The following is a 22240-nucleotide window of genomic DNA, read 5'->3' on the forward strand; positions in this document are numbered from 1 at the left end:
AAATTAAGCCTTTAATTTCTCAAAGTTTTACCAAAGTTTTCACAAATTTTTATCAATTTTCATATTTTTATAATTCTTAATATTAAAATGATTTTTGGAGGATAAAAATGAAACAAAATAATAAACAACAAACTGAAAATAAACTTTTAGAAGAAACTCTAAAAGAAATTGAAAAAAAATTTGGCCGTGAATCCATTATGATTCTAGGCGATAAACCTGACATTATTCCCGAAATTATAGATTCAGGTTCACTAGCAATAAATAAAGCGTTGGGAATAAATGGGTGGCCTAAAGGGCGCGTTATTGAAATATATGGGCCTGAAAGTAGTGGGAAAACAACTATTGCATTACATGCAATTGCTGAAGTTCAAAAATCGGGAGGTGTTGCAGCTTTTATTGATGCTGAACATTCAATTGATCCAATTTATGCTAATAATTTAGGTGTTGATATCAACAATTTAATTTTATCACAACCAGATTCCGGAGAACAAGCGCTAGAAATAGTTGATTGTTTAGCAAAAACCGGAGCACTTGACTTAATTGTAGTTGATTCAGTTGCTGCATTAGTTCCTGAAGCTGAACTAAACGGAGAAATGCGCGATCAAGTTGTAGGCGCCCAAGCTAGACTTATGTCTAAAGCGTTACGTAAGATTACTGCTTCATTATCTAAAAATAAAACATCAATTATTTTTATAAATCAAATCAGAGAAAAAATTGGGGTGATGTTTGGCAATCCAGAAACTACACCAGGCGGTAAAGCACTTAAATTTTATTCAACAATTAGATTGGAAGTTAGAAAAATGCAATCATTGGCTAATGGTTCAGAAATATTTGGTAATCAAGTTAAATGCAAAGTTGTTAAAAACAAATTAGCTGCTCCATATAAAACTGCTCAAATTGAAATAGTATTTTCAAAAGGAATATCAAAGAATAGCGAAATCATTAATTTTGCTGAAGAATTTAATATTTTGACCAAAAAAGGGTCTTGATATAGTTTTGAAGGCGAAAATATTGCACAAGGAATTGCAAATTTACAAATGTTGTTTGAAACTAATAGAGAATTAAAAGATAAAATTGAAAAATTGGTTTTAGATAAATTAAATGAATAATCTTAATCATAATAATAATTTAAATATATAATAATTTTATTATGAATAAAGAAAATATTAATGTCTTATTTTTAGGTGACATTTTTGGAGAACCGGGAATAAAAATATTAGAAAACAATTTACCATCAATTAAGGAAAAATACAATATTGATTTTATTATTGCTCAGGCTGAAAATGTTTCTGGGCGTAAAGGTTTTGAACCTAAAGATTATGAAAGATTAAAATCAATAGGAATAAATGCATTTACATTAGGCAATCATGTATGAGCTAAAGAAAAAATTCATCAAATCATTAATAATAATGATTTAATTCGTCCTGCAAATATTGATGATAAATACCCAGGGAAAGGCATTAATATTTTTAATATTAAAGGTAGCACAATTGCAATAATGTCATTTATGGGCATTACATTTAACCCCTTACTTCATCCATGAGAAGAAGAACAAGCAAATAACTTTTTTGATAAATTTGATGAATTATATGAACAAAATAAAACAGATTATTACATAATTGATTTTCATGCTGAAACAACTGCTGAAAAATCTGTATTTTCATTATATGTTGATGGTAAAGTTGATGCGTTTTTTGGAACTCATACTCATGTTCAAACTAATGATGGAAGAATTTTACCTAAAGGGACATATTATTTAACTGATGCTGGAATGTGTGGGCCTACAAATTGTGCTATTGGTTCTAATTTTCAAGAAGTTTATGAAAAAATGAGATATAACTCATTTGTTTCATTTAAAGTTTCAAAAAATAAATGCCAAATTAATGGAATTGTTTTTACATTAACTAAAAATCCAAAAGACAAAAAATTTCAAATAATCAACATTCAGGAAAATTAATATGGAAAATAAATTAAGTAATGAAGATAAAAAGAATTTATTTCTAATAAATTCATTTAATAAAAGAGTAAAAATAATTACTTATATTTATCAATTTGAATTATTTGATGAAAAAGTGAATGTTAATGAAATATTTAGTAATAATGATTTGAATAATTTTGAAGTTCAAACATTAACCATTATTCAAAATAAGTATGTTTTGTTTAAAAATTTAATTATTAAAGCGCTTAATAATGCTTGAATTTGAGAACGATTACAACCTTTAATAAGGGCAATATTATTGTATGGTTTATATGAATTATTTATTAATGAACCTAAAGTGGTAATTAACGAAATGGTAAATATAACTAAAATTTATACTATTGGTGATGAATATAAATTGGTTAATAAAGTTTTAGATACGCTTTTAAAAACTAATCAAATTTCATTTGAAACAAAGAAATAATATATGAAAAAAGAATTAATAAAAATATTAATTAGCAAATATCCCAATAAAGATGAAAAATTATTAATTTCACTTATTAAAGAAGGTAAATTTATTATTAATAATGAAAAAGTTTTTTTGCCTCATTTAAAATTTGATGAAAATAACATTAATATATATTATTTAGAATCAAAACAATATGTATCTAGAGGTGCTTATAAATTGCTAGAAGCGATTGATAAATTTAAGCTTAATTTAGTTGATTTAATTTGTTTAGATATTGGTAGTTCAACAGGTGGATTTGTCCAAGTTGAATTAGAAAAAGGTGCTAAAAAAGTATATGCGATTGATGTTGGTACCAATCAACTTGATTATTCATTAAGAACAAATAAAAATGTAATTTTGTATGAAAAAACAAATTTAAAAGGCTTAAATCAAACATTCTTTTCCGAAAACATTGATTTTGTGAGTTGTGATGTTTCGTTTATAAGTGTGAAAAATGTTTTTGATGTTTGTAGGAATTTCTTAAAAAGTAAAATAAAATTAATGGTATTAATTAAGCCACAATTTGAAGCATCGTCAAATCTAGTTTCAAAAGGTGGAATTGTTGATGAAATTCACCATCAAAATATAATTAATAAAATCATTGAGTATGCAAATGAAAAAGGATTTAAATTTTTAGATATTTCTAAAAGCCCAATTAAAGGATATAAATCTAAGAACATTGAATATATATCACTGTTTGAAAAGGAATAAATATGAGTTATAAAAAAATGTTTCCAATGTTTAAAAACAATAAAAATATTGTTTATTTTGATAATTCTGCCTTAACATTCAAACCAAAACTAGTAATTAAATCAATTAATGATTTTTATACAAAATATTCTGTTTCAACTAGAACATCAGACTCAACATTGGGAATAAAAATGTCTAACTTAATATCGCAAACAAAAAATAATATTGGATCTTTAATTGATGCTAAAGAAAACGAAATTATTTTTACATCCGGAACCACCGAATCTTTAAATCTTATCATCCGTATGTTATCTAAAATTATTTTTGATGGTGAGATATTACTTTCTTATTATAACCATAGTTCTAACATAGTTCCATTTATTGAAATATTTAAAAACTCAAATATAAAAATTAATTATTTTAGTGATATGAATTCATTGTTAAAATTAATAAATAATAAAACTAAAATAATTTCTTTATCGCAAATTACAAATAATTTTAATGTCACATATGATCTTGAAATAATTTATAAATTGTGTAAAGAAAAAAACATCATATTGATTAATGATGCAGCCCAAGTCATTGCTCATCAAAAAATAAGTTTGCATAATTCTGATGTCATTGTATTTTCAGGAAATAAATTATATGGTCCAACTGGTGTTGGCATTTTGTGTGTTAAAGAAGATTTATTAAGAAAACTTGAACCGCAAAAATGAGGTGGAGGACAAGTTCAAAATATTGATTATAATGTATGAACTGCAAAAAACAGTCTATATAAATATGAACCCGGAACATTAAATTTTGCCGGTATTTTAGGTTTAAACGCTGCTATTAATTTTATAAAATTAATTAGTTATAAAAAAATAAACCAAATTGAAAACAAACTTGCAAATTATTTATATGATGAATTAAGCAAATTAAATAATATAGTTATTGAATCAAAAAGGGGCGATTTAATTTTGCTTTTCAATGTAAAAAATATACCTTCTCAAGATGTAGCCTCTTATTTAGGCCATAAAAATGTTTATGTACGTTCAGGTATTTTTTGTGCACATATGATTACAAAAAATAACAATATTAAATATAAAAACAGTTATATAAGAATATCTATTTCATTTTATAATACAAAAAGAGATGTTGATATATTAGTAAAAACATTAAAAAAAGGTGGTGATTTCCTTGAATTTTTATACAAATAAAGAAATACAACAAATAATTTTTAATGCATATCAAAATCCTAAATACAAAAAAGAAAATATTAACGTTACAAATAAAACAATAACTGAGCATTCAAAAATTTGCGTTGATGATTTACAAATTAATTTTAGTTGAAATAATGCTAAATTAATTAATGTTGAATATAAAGCAATTGGATGTGCTGTTTTTCTAGCTTCTTGTGATTTGATGTGTGAGTTAATAATAAACAAACATATTGATGAAATAAAAGAAATATCCAATCTATATTTTGATTTAATTAACAATAAAAATATTAGTGATAACTTTGACAAATTGGATAAATTATTAGTATTTAAAAATGTTGGAACACATTTAAATAGAATTGAATGTGCTTCAATTATTTATCGTGCACTTAAAAGAGAAATAAATGAATAAAACTTATATTTTTCATATTGATATGGATTCTTTTTTTGTTAGTTGTGAAAGAAAATTTTTTCCTAATCTTAAGAATAAACCAATCGCTATAGCAAAAGAATATAAACGAAGTATTGCAAGTTCAATATCTCATGAGTTAAAACAAATGGGATTTAAAGCAGGTGACCCAATTTATTTATTAAAAGAGAGAGTTAAAGATTTAATTATTGTTGAACCTCATTATAATTTATATACTTCAACTGCTCATAATATATTTAATTTTTTGAAAGATAATTTTTCATCTAAAATTGAAATATATTCAATTGATGAATGTTTTCTTGAACTTCAACTAAATGAGTTAGATGATCCTATTTTTATTGCCTCCAATATTCAAAATAAGATTTTTGAAAAAGTTGGTATTCCTTGTTCAATCGGGATTTCATACACTAAATTTTTAGCAAAAATGTCAACTAATAAAGCGAAACCTCATGGAATAGTGTGAACAAAGAAAGAAGATATAGAAACTAATTTTTATAATTTAGACATTGATAATGTTTTTGGAATTGGGAAATCATCCGTTCCAAAATTAAATAGTGTCGGTATTTTTAAATATAAAGATTTAATAACATACGATAATTATGAATATTTGCGAAAAGTATTTGGCAAAAATTTTTATAGTATGCTTTTACAAATGAAAGGTGAAAATAACACTGAAAAGATAATAAGCGAATTTAGTCCTAAAGGAATTAGTAATTCAGTAACTTTTATGCAGGAAGATAGTGATAATGAAACCAATTTAAAAAATAAATTAAAAGAAATAGTATTAAATATTTCCAAGCGTTTGATTCATCAAAATTTAGAAGGTAATAATATATCATTACAAATTAGAAACATTGATAAACAATGGCATACATTTCAAAGGAAAATTGATATGTATACTAATAATGAAGGAATTATTTTAAAAAATGTTTTATCATTATTTAATGATAATTGAAATGGTGAATTAATTAGAGGAATTGGCGCTAGGGTTTCAAATTTAAGATCAATATTTGACAAAAAAGAAATTGATTTATTTTCAAATATAAAGATGACAAAAGCTGAAGAAATAATGAATATAGTTAACAATAAATTTGAAAAACAAGTATTAAAATCAGCAAATCAAATTAAATTAGAAAACCAGTCTAAGTCAAAAAGTATAAAATTTCTAAAAGAAGATAATTGATAAAAGGAAGTAATGTGAAAATAGGTATTTTTGGAGGAAGTTTTGATCCAATTCATAAAGGACATGTTGAAATTGCAAAACAAGCGATCAAATTTTTAAATTTGGATAAATTAATATTTGTTCCCGCTAATATTAACCCATTCAAAAATAAAAAGCCCGTGTCTAGCATGCATAGACTAAACATGTTAAAAATTGCTCTAAGTAATTTTGATAATGTTGAAATATCAGATTTTGAAATCAAAAAACAATTTAAGTCTTATACGATTGAAACAGTAAAACATTTTAAAAATATATACAAAAATGATGAAATTTTTTTATTAATAGGCTCTGATAATGTAGCAAAATTAAATGATTGAAAAAATATAGATGAAATTGCGTCTATTGTTAAAATAGTTGTTTTTAAAAGAAATAATTATGTTTCTCACATAAATATAAAAAAATTTAATTGTTTATTGTTAAATAATCAAATAAATAATTTTAGTTCAACTGAATATAAAAAAGGTAATTTAGAATATGTAGATGAAAAAGTTCAAGATTATATAGGGGAAAACTTTTTATATTTTGATGACATTGCTCGTAATACATTATCACATCCTAGATATGTTCATCTAAAAAATTGTGCAGATTTCGCCGTTAAATTAGCTAAATATTTACTGCCAAATGACAAATTATTTCATAAACAAGCTTATGAAGCAGGATATATGCATGACATTACTAAAGAATGAAACGAAACTAAATCATATGAGTTTTTAAAAAAATATGTGAATGATATTTATGCAATATATCCTTATCAATTGCATCAAAATACTGCTTATTATTTTTTATTAGATTTATATAAATATCCACATAAAAATGTTTTAAATGCTATTAAAATTCATACAAGTTTGGATAATGATCTAACTTTATTAGATAAAATACTTTTTGTTGCGGACAAAATATGTGAAGGAAGAAAATTTGAAGGCGTTCAAGGAATTCGTAAATTAGTTTTCCAAAATTTTGACGAAGGTTTTGCTAAAGTTGTCAAAATTTGTGCAATTGATTACAATTTAAATAAAAAAGTTATTTTTACTAAAGAACAAGAAAAAATATATAGAAAATGATCAAAAATAAATAAAATAATTTATTAAATTTTAGTTGAGTGGGACGTATTATAAATTTTAATATTGTATTGTTCCGATGAGTGATATATATTGTTCCGATTAAATATTATTATTCCAATAAAATGTATAATTGAAATAATTTAAAGGAATAAAATATGTATATTACAGTTAAAGAAGCTGCTAAAAAATGAGAAATATCTGATCGAAGAGTGCGAAAATTGTGTTTGGAAGGAAAAATCGCTGATGCATATCAAGAAGGCAAAACTTGAAAAATACCTTCTGATGAACCAAAACCCACTGATGGAAGATATAAAATTAAAGAATCACTCATCTCTATTATTGAACACAAATTAGAAATTCTCAAAAAAAGAAGATCTTTAACACATGGTGAATTAGAAAGATTAAATGAAGAATTTTTAACGGAATACACTTATAATTCAAATGCAATTGAAGGTAATAGTTTAACCTTGAGAGAAACTGACTTGGTTCTTAGGGGAATTACTATTAATAAAAAATCATTAAAAGAACATTTAGAAGTTATTGGGCATAAAGAAGCATTTGATTATGTAAAAGAACTTGTTAGCAAAAATATAGAAATATCTGAAAAAGTGATGAAAGACATTCATTATTTAGTTTTAGCACATAAAAAAGAAGATCGAGGAATATACAGGAAAATACCTGTACAAATTATTGGATCATTGCATAAACCGGTGCAACCATATTTAATTATTCCAACAATGGAAGAATTATTACATCAATATAAGAATAGTAATGAAGACATTATTACTAAACTTGCTCGTTTTCATCTTGAATTTGAAAGCATTCATCCTTTTATAGATGGCAATGGAAGAACGGGCAGATTATTAATAAATTTTAGAACTAATGAAGGCAGGATATTCTCCAATTGATATTAAATTTAAAGATCGTTCAGAGTATTATGAGGCATTTAATGATTTTCACAGAAAACATAATGTATCTAAAATGTCAAATATGCTTGCTAAATATTTAAATCAAAGATTAGATCTATATTTGTCAATTTTAGATAATTAATTTATAAAATCATTAAAATAAATAATTATTTATTGTTTGTGTTATAATGAATTAGCTTATTTATAAAGCAAGAAAGAAGATTCATTTCTCACCTTAGTGACCATTTGCTGGGTTTGCTACATAAATTATTTGTTATTTTTTTATATAACATAATGTAGTTGAGAAGTGGATAAAACCACTTTTTATTTTTAATAGGAGTTAATTATTCAATTATTAGATAAAAAATCAAATAGTAAATTACCAAAGTCTGAACATGTTGTTAATCATGATATACCTTATAAAAAGGTATATGTAATTGGTCCTGAAGGTGAAAAACTTGGTGTTATGACTAAAGAAGAAGCAATATCTAAAGCATCTGAAGAAAAGATGGATTTAGTTCTAATTGCTTTAGATGAAAATAGACCAATTACAAGAATAATGGATTATGGTAAATTTAAATACGATAAAAAGAAAAAACAAAAATTAAATAAAGAAAAACAAACTGTTACAGTAAATCGAGAAATTAGATTAACACCTTTAATAGGTGAACATGATTTAAAAACTAAAGCTAAAAAAGCAAAAGAATTTATTCTTGATGGTAATAGAGTTAAAGTTTCAGTTAAATTTAGAGGAAGAGAAAGAACTAGAACAGATCTTGGCGATGAAATTTTAAATAAATTTTTTGCTCTTGTTGAAGATGTTGCAAAAATAACAAAAGCTCCAACTCTTCAAAACGATCGTTTTCTAGATATGTTTATTGAAAAAGATAAGAAAAAAGTCGACGCCTTAAAAAAGAGTGAAACTTTAAATGATAAAGGAGAAAAAGATGCCAAAGATGAAAACTAAATCAGCATTGAAAAAAAGAATTAAAATAACTTCAACTGGAAAAGTTAAACGCGGAAATGCATATAGATCACATTTAGCTCAAAATAAAACAACTAAACAAAAACGTCACTCAAGAAAATCTTCACAATTATCACATTCAGATTTTAAAAGATATAAGGAACTAATTTAATTAGTTTTCGAAAGGAATTATTATGCGTACAAAAGGTGGAATAGTTACAAGAAGAAGACGTAATAAATGATTAAAATTAGCTAAAGGATATTGAGGACACAAATCAATTGGTTTTAAAGTTGCTAAACAAGCGGTTGTTAAATCTTGAACTTATGCATTTAGAGATCGTAAACAAATTAAAAGAGAATTTAGAAAATTATGAATTGCTAGAATTAATGCTGCATGTCGTCCATTGGGAATTACATATTCTAGATTAATTAGTGGTCTAAAAAGTGCAAATATTCAAATTAACCGTAAGATGTTATCTGAACTTGCTATTAATCATGAAAATGTATTTAATAGTATTGTTGAAAAAGCAAAAAAGGCTTTATTAAAATAATTGAAAAGACTTGCATTCATATGTGAGTCTTTTCAATAATAAGGAGTTTACTATGCAATATAAGCAAGAATATGAATATAAATGTATAGAATATAAAAATTCTAAAGATTTTAATGCACATATTAATATAGAAGCTAAACAAGGATGAAGAGTATTTAGTATACTTTTTTGACCAAAATGAACAGGAATTTTATTTGTTACATTTGAAAGAAAATTATTTTAAAATATAAAATAATAACATGAAAAAGCAAAGAGTTGTACTAGGTTTAAGCGGTGGAGTTGATTCTAGTGTTTGTGCCTATTTGTTAAAAAAACAAGGCTATGAAGTCATTGGCCTTTTTATGCGTAATTGAGATTCATTTTTAAATAATGATTTCAAAGGCAATCAAAATATTAATCAATCAATTTGCCCACAAGAGCAAGACTATTTTGATGCTAAATCTGTTGCTGATAAAATAGGTATTAAACTTTATCGTATTGATTTTGTTAAAGAATATTGAGATTATGTCTTTAGTTATTTAATCAATGAATATAAAATTGGGAGAACTCCAAACCCTGATATATTTTGTAATAAATATATCAAGTTTTCTTATTTTGCTAATTATGCTTTTAATGAACTTAAAGCTGATTATATTGCTATGGGACATTATGCAAATACAATTAATGGTGAACTTTTTAAAGCAAAAGATTTGTCTAAAGATCAATCATACTTTTTAGCTCAACTTTCAAATGAACAACTAAAAAAAGTTATTTTTCCATTAGCCAATTTATATAAAACTGAAGTAAGAAAAATTGCTAAAGACTTAAATTTAATCACTGCAAATAAAAAAGATTCAACGGGAATATGTTTTATTGGAGAACGTCATTTTACTGAATTTTTAAAAAATTACATTCCCGCCCAGGAAGGTAATATTATTGATATTGCAACCAATAAAATAGTCGGAAAGCATCAAGGAACTATGTATTATACAATCGGTCAACGAAAGGGTTTAAATTTAGGAGGCTTTACAAAACCATATTTTGTTGTGGGGCATAATCTTGCAAAGAAAATATTATATGTAGCCAATGATGATCATATTGAATATCTAAATTCAAACAAATTAATAGCAATTAATCCTAATTTTTTAGCAAAAAATTATGATTTAAATAATTTAACTGCCAAATTTAGATATCGCCAAGACGATGTAAAGATTAATCTTGAAATTATTGATGATAATCATGTTTTGATTAAATATCCATTATTAAATGCTATAACACCAGGGCAACAAGTAGTAGTTTATGAAGGCAATAAAGTTGTATTAGGCGCTATTATTGATGAAGTATTTAATGATGATATCAAAAAAACATATCTATAGTTATCAACTTTTAGCAATAAAACTATTAATCTGCTAAAAGAGTGCTAAAATTTAAATATAAAATTTTAGGAAAGGGTAATGTTGAGAGCAGATAATAAAAATAAAAATTATGTTTTAAACGATAAACAAGCTAATATTTTTAAGCTAATTGTTGAAACTTATATTCAAACAGGTGAACCAATTGGTTCGCAGAAATTAGTTGAAAAATGCGACTTAAGTTGTAGTTCTGCAACTATAAGAAATATAATGGCTCATTTAGAAAAACTTGAATTTCTTGAAAAACAACACATTTCTGGGGGAAGAATTCCTTCTACAAAAGGGTTAGAATTTTATGCTAAATATTTAGTATATAATCCTAAAAAATATTTTAATGAAAAATTAGATGATTTATTAGCAAAAAGACGTCTTAATATAGATACAACATTAGATGAAGCAGCTTCAGTAATTAGCAAAATGGCTAATTTTACTGTGATTGCAACAACTAATAATGCATCTGAAACATTAAAAAGTATTCAATTAACACCATTAAATGAAAATAGTTCAATTGTAGTATTAGTTACTAGTACAGGACGTGTTGAAAGCAAAATGTTTAATTATGATTCAAATCAAATTCAACTTAATGATTTAAAAGTAGCGATTCGTTTGTTTAAAGAACGTCTAATAGATATACCATTAATAAAATTAAGTGAAAAAGCAAATGCACTTATGCCAATATTTCAAGCGCAAGTTAAAAACTATGAAATCATTATGCAAAAATTTATTAAAACAATTTTTGTATTCGAGGAAGAAACTCATAATAAAACATACAATAAAGGAGCTATTATTCTATCTGAAAATATAAGTCGTGAAGATATTGCTAAAGTATTTGAATTAATTGAAAAACATTCAGTATGAGAAGCAATTGAAAACAATTTAGATGAAGATAATAATATTAAATTAGATTTATCTAGACCAAATTTAAGTATAATAAGTAAGAAAATAAATTTTAATAATAGTAAAAATATCAAAGAAATTAGTGTTGTTGGACCATCAAATATTAATTTTGAAGAATCATTTGAAACAATAAACATATTAGAAAAACTAATTGATAAGGAGAAAAATAATGAAAATTAAAAAATTTGATTATCTTGAATTTACAATTAAAGAATTCAAACACAAAAAAGAAGTTAAAACATTTCCAAAAGAAGAAGTAAAAATATATATTGGCCTAGATCCATTTGATGAAAGAATTGAAAATTTTTTAATCGGTCAAGAATTTACTGAAGAAAAATTAACTTTTGTTAACCCTGAAGATAAGAAAAATGTTTTTGAAATTCAATTATTAAAACATTTTAAAACTCCTGAAAGATTTGTTAATTTAATTATTGAAATGAAATATTTAAATACGCAAATTGATTCTCGTGATGAGGAAATTGCTAAATTAAATAAAGCATACAATGAATCTAAAGCAAAATATGATGTTGCTGAATTAACTTTTAAAAAAGAAGTTGAAACCTTGCAAGCAAAAGCTCAAGCAACTATTAATGAACATGTTAATAAAAATAATGAACATTTAAAAGTAAGAATTGATGAAGAAAAGAAATTCGCTTTGCAAAAATTTTTCGAAAAATTTATTATTCCTTTGAATAATTTAGATTTAGCTACAAAAGCTGCAAATAATATTCAAAATGATATTGTAATTAATTTTAATACAGGCTTTAAAATGTTATATAAACAAATGGATAGTATTCTAGAAGAATTTGGTATTTCAAAAATTATTCCTTTAGTCGGAGATAAATATAACCCTGAAATACACCAAGTTTATGAAATGATTGAGGCAAAGTCTGAAAAAGAAAAAGATCTTATTGCTGAAATTAAAAACATTGGTTATAAATTAAATGACAGAACTATTAAACCTGCCTTAGTTGTAGTTTATAAATAAACAAGAAAAATTATGATTATTTTAGGTAATTGTAATTTTTTATTTTCTTTTTAAAGTTTTAAATAGAGTCAATTTTAATATTTGTCAAGTTTTATATGTAAAAGACTAAAAAAGAATATTAGATTATTCGGGATACCACAATAAAAAATTAAAAAAAATTAGCACTCTCATTAATAAAGTGCTAAAATTATAAGATACATAATTAAAAAACGATTATTTATAGATAAAAAAGGAGTCAATTATGGCTAAAGAAATTATTTTAGGAATAGACTTAGGAACTACAAATTCAGTTGTATCAATTATTGAAAATGGTGCTCCTAAAATTTTAGAAAATCCAAACGGTAAAAGAACTACTCCTTCTGTAGTAGCTTTTAAAAATGGTGAAACTATTGTTGGTGAAGTTGCAAAAAGACAACTTGAAACAAATCCGGATAGTATTTCATCAATCAAAAGATTAATGGGTACATCAAAAACAGTACATGCAAATAATAGAGACTATAAACCAGAAGAAATTAGTGCAATGATTCTTTCATATATGAAAGACTATGCAGAAAAGAAAATTGGATCATCAGTTAAAAAAGCTGTTATAACCGTTCCTGCATATTTTGATAATTCACAACGTGAAGCAACGAAAAATGCTGGTATTATTGCAGGTCTTGATGTTGTTAGAATAATTAATGAACCTACTGCTGCTGCATTAGCATTTGGTTTAAATAAAGATAAAGATAAAAATAACAAAATTCTTGTATTTGATTTAGGTGGTGGTACATTTGACGTATCAATTCTTGAAGTTGAGTCAGGAACATATGATGTTTTATCAACATCTGGAGACAATAAACTTGGTGGTGACGATTGAGACAATGCTATAGTTAATTGAATGATTAAGAAAATCAATGAATTATATTCATATGATGTGTCTAAAGACAAAATGGCAATGGCTAGACTTAAAGAAGAAGCTGAACGTGCTAAAATAACTTTATCACAAAGTTTAGTTGCAAACATTTCACTTCCCTTTTTAGCAATGAGTGCTAACGGTCCTATTAATGTTGAATTAGAATTAAAAAGATCTGAATTCGAAAAAATGACTGAAGATCTTGTACAAAGAATTAAAAAACCTGTTCTTGATGCTTTAGAACAAGCTAAATTAAGTGCAAAAGATCTAAGTGAAGTTTTATTAGTTGGTGGTTCAACAAGAATGCCGGCTGTTCAAGAATTGGTTGAAAAATTATTAGGTAAAAAACCAAATAATTCAATTAACCCAGATGAAGTTGTTAGTGCGGGTGCAGCTATTCAAGGCGGAGTTTTAGCTGGAGATATTCAAGACGTTTTATTATTAGATGTAACTCCTCTAACATTAGGAATAGTTGTTGAAGGTGATATTGTTGCACCTTTAATAGATAGAAATACAACAATTCCTGTAACAAGAAGCCAAATATTTTCAACTGCAATGGATAATCAAACTGCTGTAACTATTGTCGTTACACAAGGCGAACGTCAAATGGCTGCTGATAATAAAATATTAGGACAATTTAATTTAGAAGGTATTGAACCCGCTCCACGTGGTATTCCTCAAATTGAAGTTAGTTTTTCAATTGATGTTAATGGTATAACTAAAGTTACTGCTAAAGATAAGAAAACAAATAAAGAACAAACTATTACAATTCAAAACACTTCAGATCTTTCAAAAGAAGAAGTTGAAAAAATGGTAAAAGAAGCTGAAGCAAATCGTGAAGCTGATCAAAAGAAACGTCGTGAAATTGAAGTAACAGTTAGAGCAGAACAAACTATTAATCAATTAGAAAAAGTTGTTAACGGTGAAGAAATTAAAAAAGCTGATCCTAAACAAAAAGAAGAATTAGAAAAAGAATTAAATTCATTTAAAGAATTATTATCTAAAAAATCAATTGATGAATTAGAAACTAAATTAAATGAATTTGATAAAAAAATGGCCCAAGCAATGGAATTTCTAAAAAAACAAGGTTTTGATAAATCATCAGAAAAAGAAACTAATGATAAAGATGATAAATCTAAAAAATAATAACAAAAACAAGTTTTAAACAACTTAAAATCTATATTTACCTTTCCTTATGAAATCAAAAGGGAGGGTTTTTATTTTGCAAAATTAGAAAAATAAATATTTTATACTAAGCTTTTATAACTATGTATAAAGTTAGCTTTTATCTTAAAAAGGGAATAAAATCATTAAACTAATACTATTTTTGTAGGAAATCTTTATATAAATTTTTTGTGTATAGCTTTAGTTATAAGATATTATCTATTTTTCTCTTTTGATTCATAATTTTTTATATCTTTTTCATGAAATGATTCTAATCTTGTAAGTCTATATTCAATTGAATCTAAACGTTTTGAAAATAACTCATTAAATTTAAGTTGTTGTTCATTGAACTTCTTTTGCTCTCCAAATTGCTCAATTACAAGTGCCTTAAAGTCTTCAAATTCAATATTCATTTTGCCAATTGCTGTTAAAACTGTTTCTTGAAATTCGCTTTGTTTCATAGACTTCCCTCTATTTTCCTTAACAATTTTATCATCCTCATTAAATGTATAAATTACATTCTTAATTTTTGGATTTTCCTTATCATGTACTAAATAAAATTTTATACCATTATAAGAATTAGAAGATTTATTTAATGATAATCATGTTTTTAAATCAATTTCATCATAAGAATTAATTTCAATATTTTTTATTTTCATTTTATAGATGTCTCCTTTTGCTTTATTTAAATTTGTGATTATGTTTACATTCTAATATAAGAAAAATTGAAAAATTAAAAATTGGTAAAACTTTGTGAAAACTCATATCTAGATTTATCAAAATTTTCCAACTTCACCAAAATAGAATATAAAATTAGCATTAATATTGGGATATCTTTTAAAAAATAGATATGATATTTTTATCTGAATTTACACTTTATAAATAAAAACTCCTTTAGTAGGAGTTAATTTATTTATCATAAAAGTAGTGTTAATTATTTATTTTTTGCAACATAAGCGTCTAAACAGCTTGCTTTTCTAGCACCATTATTTTGATGCAAAACACCTTTAGATACTGCTTTATCAATTTCATGATGAGCATTTTTTACATATTCAGCAACATTTTTGTCTTTTGAATCAACTGCTTTTCTAGCTTTTTTGATAGCAGTTTTTACAGAAGATTCAATAGCTGAATTACGTTTGTTAGCTTTTTGATTTGCAATAATTGCTTTTTGTTTTGATTTAATATTTGCCATAATATATATTGCCTTTCTGCATAATAATTTATATATTTTAATATAATTTTTACAATTTAATTAAATTTATCACATTTTATTGACAAGGAAGTAAAAAATGTATTACAAACCACCAATGGTTAATCCAATAATTGCCAATGCCTTCTTATATTCGAAGCTTGAAGCTAATAGAAGAAAAAGAGCAAGAGAAATTGATCAATACTTTGTTTATTTATCAACTTTTGATGAAGAAAATTATTGATTTAATAGGAAGTTGGGGGGGCTATGAAATATATTATGAACAAAATGAAAATAGCAAAAAGTGAAATTCTAAAGATGAAGGTTATTGAGGATATCCTAGTCTATATTTTAAAATAGACACTATATTTAATTTAGTTCCTGATGAAATTGTTGATTCAATTGTAAATAAAGATAAAACTTTTGGTTTATATTATTTAGATTTTTATAAATATCTTGATTTAGATCAAGTATATATACCTTATGAAAACGAAGAAGGTTTATTATTTCCTTTTTTTCAATTTTTAAATTTACCAATTGATATTTTTACACCTCCACTTAAATTAATCCCAAAATTGTTTAAATATAAAATAAAGGATATTCATAATTTTATTAATGATCCAAAACTAGACGAATGATTATGAAAACTATATAAAATATGTAAAAAAATATATTCAACGAAAGAATATGCCTTTAAGCAATATCACTTAGAAAATTGGCCATTATATATTTATCCGTCTGATGAGGAAAAGATTTTCCTTGAGGAATTAAAATATAAAGATGAAGATGCATTCAATGATTATATTAGGAGTAAAAATAATAATGAGAAAATACCTCTTGAATATAAACGTAATGAAAATTTATCTTGAAATTGCAACTATTTTTTATCGTTATTGAATGTTTCATTCGTTAATTTTTTAGACGGATATTTAAAGGTAAAATCTAAAAAAATGTTAATGAAAAAGTTAATTTTATTGAAAAAAAATACTGAATATGAAAGTGAAAGTTGATCTAAACAAATATTGTTATGAAATATAAATCAGTTATCAAAAATTATTTCTGATTCAAGTTTATTTAAAAAATATACTTCACAGTTAATAGGCCCGAAATGGCATCAAAGTCGTATTAATTATGCAATAATTATTAATTTAGATAATCCACTATATGCATACAAACTTTTTTCTTATAAAAGAATATCTTTGGATGAAGCATATTTACCTCAACAATATATTAGTGAATTGAAACCCTATTATCCAAAAAAACTAAAAAAAAGAAATTGGCTAGTAATTGGCATTTTTTTCTTGATATTAGTTATAGCAGGCATCATAACAACATCAATTTTTCTTTTAATTTAATTATGCATACTAGAAAATATTATTGTGATATTCTGGGTGTAGAAGAAAATGCTAGTTTAGATGAAATTAGAAAAGCATATTTTAAATTATCAAATTTATACCACCCTGATAAAAATAAAAGCACTAATGCTGAAGAAAAATTTAAAGAAATAAAAAATGCATATGAAGCCTTAAAAAATAATAATTATTCAACATATTCTAATTTTAATAATGAAAAATTTAATTATGATGATTATGAATCAGAATATGACAATGACGATGACTATGAAGATGACGATGAATATGAAGATGATGATGAAAATGAATATGACAATGAACAAGATGAGGGGGATTATGTTATATATGTTTCTTCTTTTGCAGAAGAAAACTATTGAACTAATATTAAAAATAATTATGAAAAATATGACTATGACAAATATTTTAAGTTGTATTTAAAATTTGAATTAAGTAGAGATAGTAGAAAATTTAATGAAAATTATTGAAGCTATGATGATTTATATTTAAATCAATTTTCAATTTTTAATTTAGTTCCTGATGAAATTGTTGATTCAATTGCAAATAAAGATAAAACTTTTGGTCTATATTATTTAGATTTCTATAAATATCTTGATTTAGACCAAGTATATATACCTTATGAAAATGAGGAAGGATTTTTATTTCCGTTTCTTCAATTTTTAAATATTAATTTTAATATTTTTACACCACCATATGATTTGATACCTAAAATTTTCTTAGCAAAAATTAAAGATGTGCATTTATTTCGAAATGATCCTAAACTTTATGACTGACTAAATAAGTTGTATGAAATTTGTAAGAAAATATATTCTAATTATCAATATGCAATAAAACAATACCACTTAGAAATTTTTCCTTTATATGTAAAGCCTATTGATACAACAATAGCAACTTTAGAAGAATGAAAATATGGTGATTTAGATAAATATAATGAATATCTTAAAAATCCCGATGAAAAAATTAATGAATTTTTTCCTTATAAAAATCAAAAAGATATTATAAATATTTCTTGATATCATAACTATATACACTCTATGTTAGGTGTTGATATCAAATTTTATGATAGAAAAATAACTAATCTTTATGAGATTAAACATAAATTAATTGCATTAGAAGAAAGTATAAAAGCCGAATATGATTCTTGGGCGAATTGAAAATTATTATGAAACTGTAAACAACTAGAAATTATTCTTCAAAATGAAAAAATGCTATATCAATATGTTAATTTTGCTTTTGATGGAATAAATGTATCCAAAACAAATAATGTTGTTATTTTGACTATTGATAAAGAATTATATTCATTTAATCTTTTAACTAAAAGAAGAGTTAATTTTTATGGTAGAAAATCAAACCTTAGTACTAAAACGGGCTGAATTGTCTTTCCAATAATATCTATAATTGTATCTATTATTGTAATATTAGTATTTCGCTTTGCTTTATAGAAGATTTGTATATATTTAAATTAAAAAACATCTTGAAAATTTAATATATTGAAACTAAGAGAAATTTATACTTATATAAATATTGATTAATGCAAAGTTTCATTTTTTATTTCTTTAGAAAAGTTTATTTAATAATTAGATTAATTAAATCATCAAACTAAAGGAAATAATATGAAACAAATGAAAATTAATGTATTTGAACAAATTGATAGAAAAATTGCTAATAATATCACTAGTAACTATAATGATGTAGAATATTTTAATATACAAAGTTAAGAAAATCAATATCATTATGGTATTTTAACATTATGAGATATAAGGAATAAAAAGATGAAACAAACTTCTAAATTAACTATAAACGACAAATTAGATTTTATCATCACAGAAATAAATAACATCAAAGAAGATATTGTAGAAATTAAACAAGACATTGTTGATATTAAATACCGTCTTACAAGATTAGAATCATTCCATACTAAAGATATTGAAAATTATTTACAACAACATCCTAGAAATTAAGACACATAAATAAAATTCTAATTTTTCATTGTTGTGATTTTTTTAGCATTCATAAAAATTACTAATATATATTTATAATAAATAATAAAAAAACTACTATGATTTTTGGTATGAAAAATTTATTTTTTAAGAATTTTTATGAGTTTTCAGATCTTAAATATAAGCAATTTATTGAAAAGTTAATTCCTAATATTGATAAAGGAAAAATTTTAGGAATTAAAGCTAAATATATAGATAATTTTGCCAAATCATTAATTTTAAATGATGAACAACAAATGTTATTGTTTTTAAATAGTTTACCTCATTATTATTTAGAAGAAAATTTATTACATATTAAACTTTTATCATTATTTGATGATTATCAAATATTAATAAAATATATTGATAATTTTTTACCATATATTGATAATTGAATGGTTTGTGATTCATTAATTCCTAAAATATTTAACAAAAATAAAAATAAACTTTTCTTTGAAATTGATAAATGAATAAAATTAAATCAAACATATTCAATTAGATATGCACTTATTGTTGCATTAAAATTTTTATTAAATAATAATATTTTTGATGAAAAAATAATTTCATTGTTTTTAACAATAAAAAATAATGATTATTATGTAAAAATAGCTATTGCTTGATTTTTTTCTGAAGCAATAATAAAGCAATATTCAGTCTCTATAAAATATTTAGAAAATAAAATATTTGATAAATGAATTCAAAATAAAATTATATCTAAATGTTGTGATAGTAAAAGATTAACAGATGATACAAAAAAATATTTAAAATCCTTAAGGATAAATAATGAAAACTAATGAAAAAATAGTTATGTTTAAACTTAATGAAAAAATATATCCAATTAAAGTTTTGTTTACTAATAATCGTAATGTTTATTTTGAAAAAAAAGATAATATTTTTATTTTAAAAATTAATAAATTAACTTCTTTAGATAGTTTATATTTAAAAGAATTTATGGAAAAATCAATTAAATCATTTTTAGCCAAAAAGGATTTACCAAGTATGGAAATAAATGAAAATGAAAAATATTTTTATTATTTAGGTAAAAAGATCTTCTATGAATTGAATAATGATTTAATATTATTTAACATTAATGATGAAATTATTCAATTAAGAAAAACTAAAAGCGTAAAACCATCAAAAATTATTTGAAATTTTTTAAATGAAAAATTATTATTAATTTTAGATAAATTAATTATCAAAAATATTCCCTTAATTTATCCTAAACTTAAAAAATATGAATTAAAAGTTCTAAATAAAAAATCTGCTTGAGGAACTAATTATGTTAATAAAGCATTAATTACGTTTTCAAAATATTTAATATTATTCAATATAAACATTATTGAATATGTTGTAATTCATGAACTTGTTCATTTTTTACATCAAAATCATTCGAAAAAATTTTGACAAAAAATTAATTTATTTTGTTTAAACTATAAAGAAAAAATTAAAGCATTAAATGAACACATATTTGATTTTAATTTAAAATAATATATATTAGTTAGTTATGGAGATAATATGGATAAACAATATTATTTAGGAATTGGATTAGGTTTATTTTTTTTGTTTACAATAATTATATTAATTATTGTCTTTTATTTTTTAATTAAAAATAAAATGAAGCACAAACAAAATAAAGATAGTGAAAATAATGTTGAATTAATTCAATTAATAAAAGAAACATGCAAAACAAATAACATTATTTTTATCGATAAAACAAATTTAAAATATGATAAAAATAAATATATTTATTTAAATGGACCTTTATTAATATCGGATGAAGCTATTATTTTAACTCATCCTTTATATTTTGATAATCCAGTTAATGGAAATTGTATTGAGCGTGAATGGTATAAAGAAATAAATAATTCAGCAAAACAAAAAATGTTTCCAAATCCTATTTTAAAAGAAGAACAAATAATTAAAAACTTATTAAATATCTTACCTAAAAATATACCTTTACTTGTTTTATTTATATTCGTAAACGAACAAAATAATAATGATATTTATAACATTCCAGGACACATTTTATTTTATAAAAAATCTGAAATATCTAATGCTTTTAAACAAATTAAAGATGAATTATCACCAATTTTTAGTGAAGAAACAAAAATTAAAATAGCACAAAAAATTAAAACTATCACCGTTAATAGATAATTTATTATTTTTAAAGACTTTGACTAAAAAATGCCCACAATATATTGTGAGTTTTTTAGTTAATTAAAAAAATATACTTATTCAACTATTGATTCATCTATTTCTAAAGCATTTTATTTTTAAGTAATTTTTATATTTATAAATTTTGTAAATAGCTTTTTCATATTTTTAAATTCTTTTATTTTCAGAAATAAAAATTTATGTAAAAATTAGCACTAGATATATTGAAATATAATTTCTAAAATTAATAAATAATATAAATATTAATATAAATATACAAAAAATTATTTTTTGGTATAATTGCTAATGCAACTATGACTTTGAAATATAAGGTTACGATACACCAAGCTTAGTTGTTCATCTAGGTTATCGATAACTTATATGGAGTTAGTTCAATATTATGAACAAGGAGAACATATGAAAATAGAAATTAAAATTAAATCTTTTGATGCTTATTTAGTTGATGAAGCTGCTAAAAAAATAGTTGCTTTAGCTAAAGGCGAAAAGGCAAGCGTTAGTGGACCTATTCCTTTACCTACACGTAAAGAAATAGTGACTATTTTAAGAAGTGTTCATGTTAATAAAAAATCACGTGAACAATTCGAAAGTAGAACTCATAAACGTTTAATTATTTTAGATAAAGTTTCAACAACTTTAACCGATAAAATGAAAAGATTAGAACTTCCATCGGGAGTTCAAATTAGCATTAAATCTGTTAGTGAAAAATAACCTAACGGAATTTTGTTTTTAATAAGAACAATT

The 22240-nt window shown here is 23.5% G+C and carries 28 protein-coding genes; 26 read left to right on the forward strand and 2 right to left on the reverse strand.

Going from position 1 to position 22240, the window contains the following annotated elements:
* Positions 1-107 precede the first annotated feature (107 nt).
* The 18 genes from recA to dnaK all read left to right on the forward strand — a co-directional run bounded on the left by recA (position 108) and on the right by dnaK (position 14765).
* Positions 108-1109: a recombinase RecA gene (recA, locus tag LQ356_RS01925; RefSeq protein ID WP_405311108.1), complete on the forward strand. Its 1002-nt coding sequence runs from the start codon at positions 108-110 to the stop codon at positions 1107-1109.
* A gap of 41 nt (positions 1110-1150) precedes the next feature.
* Positions 1151-1957 (forward strand): TIGR00282 family metallophosphoesterase, encoded by an 807-nt coding sequence (locus LQ356_RS01930; protein ID WP_405311110.1) that lies wholly within the window; start codon positions 1151-1153, stop codon positions 1955-1957.
* A 1-nt stretch (position 1958) separates the two neighbouring features.
* A complete protein-coding gene (locus LQ356_RS01935; RefSeq protein ID WP_405311112.1) occupies positions 1959-2402 on the forward strand; it encodes a transcription antitermination factor NusB in 444 nt (147 codons plus the stop codon).
* 3 nt (positions 2403-2405) lie between these two features.
* Positions 2406-3137, forward strand: coding sequence for a TlyA family RNA methyltransferase (locus LQ356_RS01940; protein ID WP_405311114.1), 732 nt, complete (start codon positions 2406-2408; stop codon positions 3135-3137).
* A gap of 2 nt (positions 3138-3139) precedes the next feature.
* Positions 3140-4315, forward strand: coding sequence for an aminotransferase class V-fold PLP-dependent enzyme (locus LQ356_RS01945; protein ID WP_405311116.1), 1176 nt, complete (start codon positions 3140-3142; stop codon positions 4313-4315).
* The gene (locus LQ356_RS01950; RefSeq protein WP_405311118.1) at positions 4287-4727 is read left to right on the forward strand and encodes an iron-sulfur cluster assembly scaffold protein; all 441 of its coding nucleotides are present in this window, start codon (positions 4287-4289) and stop codon (positions 4725-4727) included. Before LQ356_RS01945 ends, LQ356_RS01950 begins: the two co-directional genes overlap by 29 nt.
* A complete protein-coding gene (locus LQ356_RS01955; protein ID WP_405311120.1) occupies positions 4720-5931 on the forward strand; it encodes a Y-family DNA polymerase in 1212 nt (403 codons plus the stop codon). Before LQ356_RS01950 ends, LQ356_RS01955 begins: the two co-directional genes overlap by 8 nt.
* A gap of 11 nt (positions 5932-5942) precedes the next feature.
* On the forward strand, positions 5943-7055 hold the full coding sequence (locus LQ356_RS01960) for a nicotinate-nucleotide adenylyltransferase (protein WP_405311122.1): 1113 nt from the start codon (positions 5943-5945) through the stop codon (positions 7053-7055).
* Between the two features lie 128 nt (positions 7056-7183).
* Positions 7184-7942 carry a Fic family protein gene (locus LQ356_RS01965; protein WP_405311124.1) on the forward strand — a complete coding sequence of 253 codons (759 nt, stop codon included), beginning with the start codon at positions 7184-7186 and terminating at the stop codon, positions 7940-7942.
* Positions 7911-8078, forward strand: a complete 168-nt coding sequence (locus LQ356_RS01970; RefSeq protein ID WP_405311126.1) for a hypothetical protein — start codon at positions 7911-7913, stop codon at positions 8076-8078. The genes LQ356_RS01965 and LQ356_RS01970 overlap by 32 nt, the downstream gene beginning before the upstream one ends.
* 237 nt (positions 8079-8315) lie before the next feature.
* A complete protein-coding gene (gene infC, locus LQ356_RS01975) occupies positions 8316-8903 on the forward strand; it encodes a translation initiation factor IF-3 (RefSeq protein ID WP_405312170.1) in 588 nt (195 codons plus the stop codon).
* Positions 8884-9072 carry a 50S ribosomal protein L35 gene (rpmI, locus tag LQ356_RS01980; protein WP_405311128.1) on the forward strand — a complete coding sequence of 63 codons (189 nt, stop codon included), beginning with the start codon at positions 8884-8886 and terminating at the stop codon, positions 9070-9072. Before infC ends, rpmI begins: the two co-directional genes overlap by 20 nt.
* A 22-nt stretch (positions 9073-9094) precedes the next feature.
* Positions 9095-9451: a 50S ribosomal protein L20 gene (gene rplT, locus LQ356_RS01985; RefSeq protein ID WP_405311130.1), complete on the forward strand. Its 357-nt coding sequence runs from the start codon at positions 9095-9097 to the stop codon at positions 9449-9451.
* Between the two features lie 52 nt (positions 9452-9503).
* Positions 9504-9674: a hypothetical protein gene (locus LQ356_RS01990; protein WP_405311132.1), complete on the forward strand. Its 171-nt coding sequence runs from the start codon at positions 9504-9506 to the stop codon at positions 9672-9674.
* 16 nt (positions 9675-9690) lie between these two features.
* The gene (gene mnmA / locus LQ356_RS01995; RefSeq protein ID WP_405311134.1) at positions 9691-10806 is read left to right on the forward strand and encodes a tRNA 2-thiouridine(34) synthase MnmA; all 1116 of its coding nucleotides are present in this window, start codon (positions 9691-9693) and stop codon (positions 10804-10806) included.
* Between the two features lie 78 nt (positions 10807-10884).
* Positions 10885-11919 (forward strand): heat-inducible transcriptional repressor HrcA, encoded by a 1035-nt coding sequence (hrcA, locus tag LQ356_RS02000; protein ID WP_405311135.1) that lies wholly within the window; start codon positions 10885-10887, stop codon positions 11917-11919.
* The gene (gene grpE, locus LQ356_RS02005; RefSeq protein ID WP_405311137.1) at positions 11909-12727 is read left to right on the forward strand and encodes a nucleotide exchange factor GrpE; all 819 of its coding nucleotides are present in this window, start codon (positions 11909-11911) and stop codon (positions 12725-12727) included. Before hrcA ends, grpE begins: the two co-directional genes overlap by 11 nt.
* A 241-nt stretch (positions 12728-12968) precedes the next feature.
* On the forward strand, positions 12969-14765 hold the full coding sequence (gene dnaK, locus LQ356_RS02010) for a molecular chaperone DnaK (RefSeq protein WP_405311139.1): 1797 nt from the start codon (positions 12969-12971) through the stop codon (positions 14763-14765).
* Positions 14766-14998: 233 nt separating this feature from the next.
* On the opposite strand, the gene LQ356_RS02015 is transcribed toward dnaK, so the two are convergent.
* Positions 14999-15442, reverse strand: a complete 444-nt coding sequence (locus LQ356_RS02015; protein WP_405311141.1) for a hypothetical protein — start codon at positions 15440-15442, stop codon at positions 14999-15001.
* Between the two features lie 275 nt (positions 15443-15717).
* The gene (gene rpsT / locus LQ356_RS02020) at positions 15718-15978 is read right to left on the reverse strand and encodes a 30S ribosomal protein S20 (protein ID WP_405311143.1); all 261 of its coding nucleotides are present in this window, start codon (positions 15976-15978) and stop codon (positions 15718-15720) included.
* Positions 15979-16075: 97 nt separating this feature from the next.
* Between rpsT and LQ356_RS02025 the strand changes: the two genes are divergently transcribed.
* The 8 genes from LQ356_RS02025 (at position 16076) to rpsJ (ending at position 22207) form a co-directional block, all read left to right on the forward strand.
* The gene (locus LQ356_RS02025; protein ID WP_405311145.1) at positions 16076-16273 is read left to right on the forward strand and encodes a hypothetical protein; all 198 of its coding nucleotides are present in this window, start codon (positions 16076-16078) and stop codon (positions 16271-16273) included.
* Positions 16203-17330: a hypothetical protein gene (locus LQ356_RS02030; RefSeq protein WP_405311147.1), complete on the forward strand. Its 1128-nt coding sequence runs from the start codon at positions 16203-16205 to the stop codon at positions 17328-17330. Before LQ356_RS02025 ends, LQ356_RS02030 begins: the two co-directional genes overlap by 71 nt.
* 2 nt (positions 17331-17332) lie before the next feature.
* A complete protein-coding gene (locus LQ356_RS02035; RefSeq protein ID WP_405311149.1) occupies positions 17333-18787 on the forward strand; it encodes a DnaJ domain-containing protein in 1455 nt (484 codons plus the stop codon).
* Positions 18788-19117: 330 nt separating this feature from the next.
* Positions 19118-19306 carry a hypothetical protein gene (locus tag LQ356_RS02040; protein ID WP_405311151.1) on the forward strand — a complete coding sequence of 63 codons (189 nt, stop codon included), beginning with the start codon at positions 19118-19120 and terminating at the stop codon, positions 19304-19306.
* A gap of 110 nt (positions 19307-19416) precedes the next feature.
* On the forward strand, positions 19417-20118 hold the full coding sequence (locus LQ356_RS02045) for a DNA alkylation repair protein (protein ID WP_405311153.1): 702 nt from the start codon (positions 19417-19419) through the stop codon (positions 20116-20118).
* A complete protein-coding gene (locus LQ356_RS02050; RefSeq protein ID WP_405311155.1) occupies positions 20108-20812 on the forward strand; it encodes a M48 family metallopeptidase in 705 nt (234 codons plus the stop codon). The genes LQ356_RS02045 and LQ356_RS02050 overlap by 11 nt, the downstream gene beginning before the upstream one ends.
* Before the next feature lie 27 nt (positions 20813-20839).
* The gene (locus LQ356_RS02055) at positions 20840-21478 is read left to right on the forward strand and encodes a hypothetical protein (protein WP_405311157.1); all 639 of its coding nucleotides are present in this window, start codon (positions 20840-20842) and stop codon (positions 21476-21478) included.
* A gap of 417 nt (positions 21479-21895) precedes the next feature.
* Positions 21896-22207, forward strand: a complete 312-nt coding sequence (rpsJ, locus tag LQ356_RS02060) for a 30S ribosomal protein S10 (protein ID WP_405311159.1) — start codon at positions 21896-21898, stop codon at positions 22205-22207.
* The last annotated feature ends 33 nt before the right edge of the window (positions 22208-22240 follow it).

Origin of the sequence: Metamycoplasma faucium (assembly GCF_045160055.1) — a bacterium.
GTDB lineage: Bacteria > Bacillota_I > Bacilli_A > Mycoplasmatales > Metamycoplasmataceae > Metamycoplasma > Metamycoplasma faucium.